The sequence below is a fragment of the Synechococcus sp. R5-12 genome, assembly GCF_047502655.1.
Taxonomy (GTDB): Bacteria; Cyanobacteriota; Cyanobacteriia; order Thermostichales; family Thermostichaceae; genus Thermostichus.
In genome coordinates this window covers 1-3852 of sequence record NZ_JANSIM010000245.1, presented here as the reverse complement: position 1 = coordinate 3852, position 3852 = coordinate 1, and the positions used below count along the sequence as shown (strand labels likewise).

4 protein-coding genes are annotated in these 3852 nt (G+C 60.2%); all 4 read left to right on the top strand.

All coding sequences use genetic code 11. The annotated features are described in order from the left end of the window. Window positions 1–129: 129 nt before the first annotated feature. Window positions 130–291: a hypothetical protein gene (locus tag NW843_RS12555; protein ID WP_414523106.1), complete on the top strand. Its 162-nt coding sequence runs from the start codon at window positions 130–132 to the stop codon at window positions 289–291. Window positions 292–444: 153 nt separating this feature from the next. After that, window positions 445–1017, top strand: coding sequence for a DUF2062 domain-containing protein (locus tag NW843_RS12550; protein ID WP_414523105.1), 573 nt, complete (start codon window positions 445–447; stop codon window positions 1015–1017). 195 nt (window positions 1018–1212) lie between these two features. Further along, window positions 1213–2001, top strand: coding sequence for a type I methionyl aminopeptidase (map, locus tag NW843_RS12545; RefSeq protein WP_011433730.1), 789 nt, complete (start codon window positions 1213–1215; stop codon window positions 1999–2001). 6 nt (window positions 2002–2007) lie between these two features. Beyond that, window positions 2008–3852: chloride channel protein (locus NW843_RS12540; RefSeq protein ID WP_414523104.1), on the top strand; the 1845-nt coding region annotated here is incomplete at its 3' end.

Below are 3852 nucleotides of genomic sequence, written 5' to 3'. Positions count from 1 at the left end.
TTGAACAGTGATGTTCAGCAGTGTTCAGCGTAAATGTATCAGGCCTTCAATCTTCGGAAAGTAAGCCGATGGGTACACCTGCACAGCCAAGATGGGATCCTAGATTCACAGTCTTCCCCAGAACTCCAGATGACAACTCCCCCCGAAAAGCCTGATCCCAAAATGAAATCGGGATCCCTGCCCCCTGCCCTGCGATCCGGGCTGAGCATTGCCCTGTTCCTGTTTTTGCTGGTGTTGGTTTCCTACTTGAGTCTTAACTTTCTGCTGGCCTTGGTGGACAAGCTCAGCTAACTGCTTACTTTGTAAACTGAGCAAACTGATCCCTCAGCATCACCCAGGTGCTGCCGGCCCAGATTTGCCGATAGCCCTTTGTCGCCGACGGCAGGAAAGATACACTGGATTTACAGGACTTAACACCTTCTCTCAGTTGCCCCCCTGACCGCCATGAGCCCCCTCTTTTGGTTGAGGCTGCCCTCTTGGGGATCCCCTGGGCTTTATTCCAGATTCTACTCTGGATCTCAACCAGGGCCGACCCTAGCCCGCCGGGATCCTTCCTGGAAGCGTTGGCTGCGCTATCTTTATCTGCGCCTGTTGCGGCTGCAATCGTCGCCAAAAGAAATTGCCCGTGGCTTGGCGGTAGGGGTTTTTGCCGGCTGTTTCCCCATCTTCGGCTTTCAAACGTTGGCCGCTCTGGTGTTGGCTGTTCCGTTTCGGGGCAACAAGCTGGCGGCGGCGGCAGGGACCTGGGTGAGTAACCCCTTCACCTATGTGCCCATCTATGCATTCAACTACCAGGTGGGAGAATGGCTACTGGGATCCCGAACTGTCCTTCCCACCACAGAGCTGGTGGCGGCCACCTGGCAAAACTGGATGCAGTGGGGCTTGGAGATGTCGGGCACGCTGTTTGTCGGCTGTGCGTTTGTCGGTTTTTGGGGATCCCTCGTCAGCTATTTTCTGGGGCTGTGGTTGGTGCAGCGGATTCGTCGGCGGCAGAAAATGGCCAGCAGGGGTCTGTGAATGGGCGCAAGGCGATTCAGAATCCCAACTGAGAACCCAATCCTGGACAGTCTGCAGGTGCAGAGATCCATCCGTTTTCACAGAGCTTTTCACAGATAAGGTCTCATGATGGAAGACATGCGAGCGTTGTTGACAGACCTCAGCCGTCGCTCCCAGCGATGGGGGGAGCAGTTGGGATCCGCTTTGCAGACGGGTATGAACCAGCTCACGCAAGCCCCTCAGCCCATTGTGTTGCTCTCTTCGCGGGAACTGGAGAAAATGCGGCGGGCTTGTCGCCTGGCGGCAGATCTGCTCAAGCACTTGGAGCCGATGGTGCGGCCAGGGGTCACCACCCAAGAGCTCAACGACGAGGCCGAGCGATGGACGCGGGCGCATGGGGCCAGAAGCGCCCCTTTGGGCTACCATGGCTTTCCCAAGTCCATCTGCACCAGCGTCAACCACGTGGTCTGCCACGGCATTCCCAGCCCCAAGCAGATCCTGCGAGAAGGCGACATCATCAACATCGATGTCACCCCGGTTTTGGATGGCTACCACGGCGATACCTCCAAAACCTTCTTTGTCGGACAGCCTTCTGAGCGGGCGCGGCGCTTGGTGGAGGTGACCGAAGAATGTCTGCGGCGGGGCATTGCTGCCGTCAAGCCGGGGGGGAGAGTCGGCGACATTGGCGCTGCCATCCAAGAATATGCCGAGGCCCAGGGCTACAGCGTGGTGCGCGATTTTGTCGGGCATGGGGTGGGACGGCAATTCCACACGGCCCCCCAGATCCCCCACTACGGCGAACGGGGAAAAGGGGAGAAACTCCGCCCCGGCATGGTGTTCACCATCGAGCCGATGATCAACGAGGGCACCTGGGAGGTGAAGGTGCTCTCCGACGGGTGGACGGCGGTCACTTTAGATGGCAAGCTCTCGGCCCAATTTGAACATACGGTCGCCGTTACCGAAACCGGTGTAGAGATCTTGACCCTGCCTTCCCAAAGCCCTTGAGCCATCATGAACAGCGCCCCCGCTCTCCGCCTGCGCCTCTCCTCCGAGAACCTGCTGCTGCTGCTGGCGGCGGCAGTGGGGTTGGGCACGGGGCTGTTGGTGGTTGGATTTCGCTACTTGATTGGCTGGTGGCGCTATCTGCTGCAGGACACCCTCGTGGATGGCATCGGTAAGGCCGCAGAACACTATGGCCTGTGGCTGCTGGGATCCTGGACACTGGCTCTGGCGCCGGTGCTGGGGGGCCTGCTGATCGGCGCTTTGGGGGCAGTTGTGCCCTTTCCCAACTTGAGCCTCTCCGGCTTGGTGAGTCCTGCTCGTCCTTTGGCACTTCAGCCCTGGTGGATCCCGCTCAAGCTCTTGGCGGCTGCCATCTCGTTGGGCGCGGGAGCTTCCCTTGGCCCTGAGGCCCCCAGTGTGGAAAGTGGCGCTTTGCTGGGATCCCTGCTGGGGCAAAACCTACGCCTCTCGCGGGAGCGGGTGCAACTGTTGATGGCTGCCGGAGCAGCGGCTGGCCTGGCGGCAGGGTTTAACGCGCCCATTGCCGGGGTGTTTTTGGCGCTGGAGCTGGCTTTGGCCCGCACCTTCACCACTTCTGCTGTCAGTGTGGTGGTGTTGGCGGCGGTGGTCTCCGCCTTGATCGCCCAGGTGGGGTTGGGGGCACAACCCGCTTTTCTTTTGCCCACCATCACCCAGCCGGCTTTTGTCTTGCCGGACTACGAGATCCACAGCTTGCTGGAGGTACCTCTGTATCTCGGCTTGGGCTTTTTGGCCAGCCTGGTTTCTATGGCCTTCAGCTACACCCTGGAGTGGGGCAAGCACCTGTTCAACAGTGGCCCCCTGGCGGCCTGGCCGGCTTGGAGCAAGCCCATTTTGGGGGGCGGGATCCTGGGCTGCGCAGGTTTGGGGATCCCATTGGCGTTGGGGGTGGGCTATGAAACCATTGAGTCGATTCTGCAGGCCGTTCCCTTTTCTCTTGGCCATCTGGGCCTGCTCCTATTGGGCAAGCTGTTGCTGAGCGCTTTGAGCCTGGGCAGCGGCTTTGTGGGGGGAACCTTCGCCCCGGCTTTGTTCATGGGGGCAGTGCTGGGGGCAGGCTACGGTCAGGTGCTATCCCAAGCTTTGCCCCTGATTGCCTTGTCTCCCCCCGCTGCCTACGCCATGGTGGGCATGGCGGCTGTGTTGGCGGCCAGTGTGCGGGCTCCGCTAACGGCCATCTTGCTGCTGTTTGAGATGACGCGGGACTATCACATTGCGCTGCCGGTGATGGCGGCAGTGGGTTTGAGCATCTGGCTGACGGAGCAGTTGCATTCGCCGGCCATCTACCCTTCCGCCCGTCGCTATCGCCACGCAACGCTTGACGGAGTCCTTGGGCAGGAGCCTAGAGAGCTGACGGTGCAAGAGGTGATGGTGCCCCCATCTCTTTTGCTTCGGCAAGACACACCGCTGCGAGAAGCTCTGGAGAGTTTGCTGCAGCAAAAGTGCCATAGCGCGTTGGTGGTGGACGGACAGGAGCGGCTGCGGGGCATTCTCACCCTGGAAGACCTGGAGCGGGCCTTGGCCCACAAGGAGGCGGCGGAGTTGGCGGAGCTGACCGTGCAGGAGGTCAGCCAATCCCCAGTTCTCACCACCTTCCCCGATGAGGCGGTGGCAGTGGCAGCCGAGCCGATGTACGAATACGATTTGCGCCAATTGCCAGTGGTCTCGCGGGAAGACCCGGAGCAGATCGTCGGCCTGTTGGATCGAGAGCGGGTGCTGCTCTCCCAAGAGATTCAATCGGTGCGGCAAGCCCTGGAGTTGGAAGTTCCCCCAGCAGAGAGCATGACTCTAGTCAATAATAAGCTCAACTATACT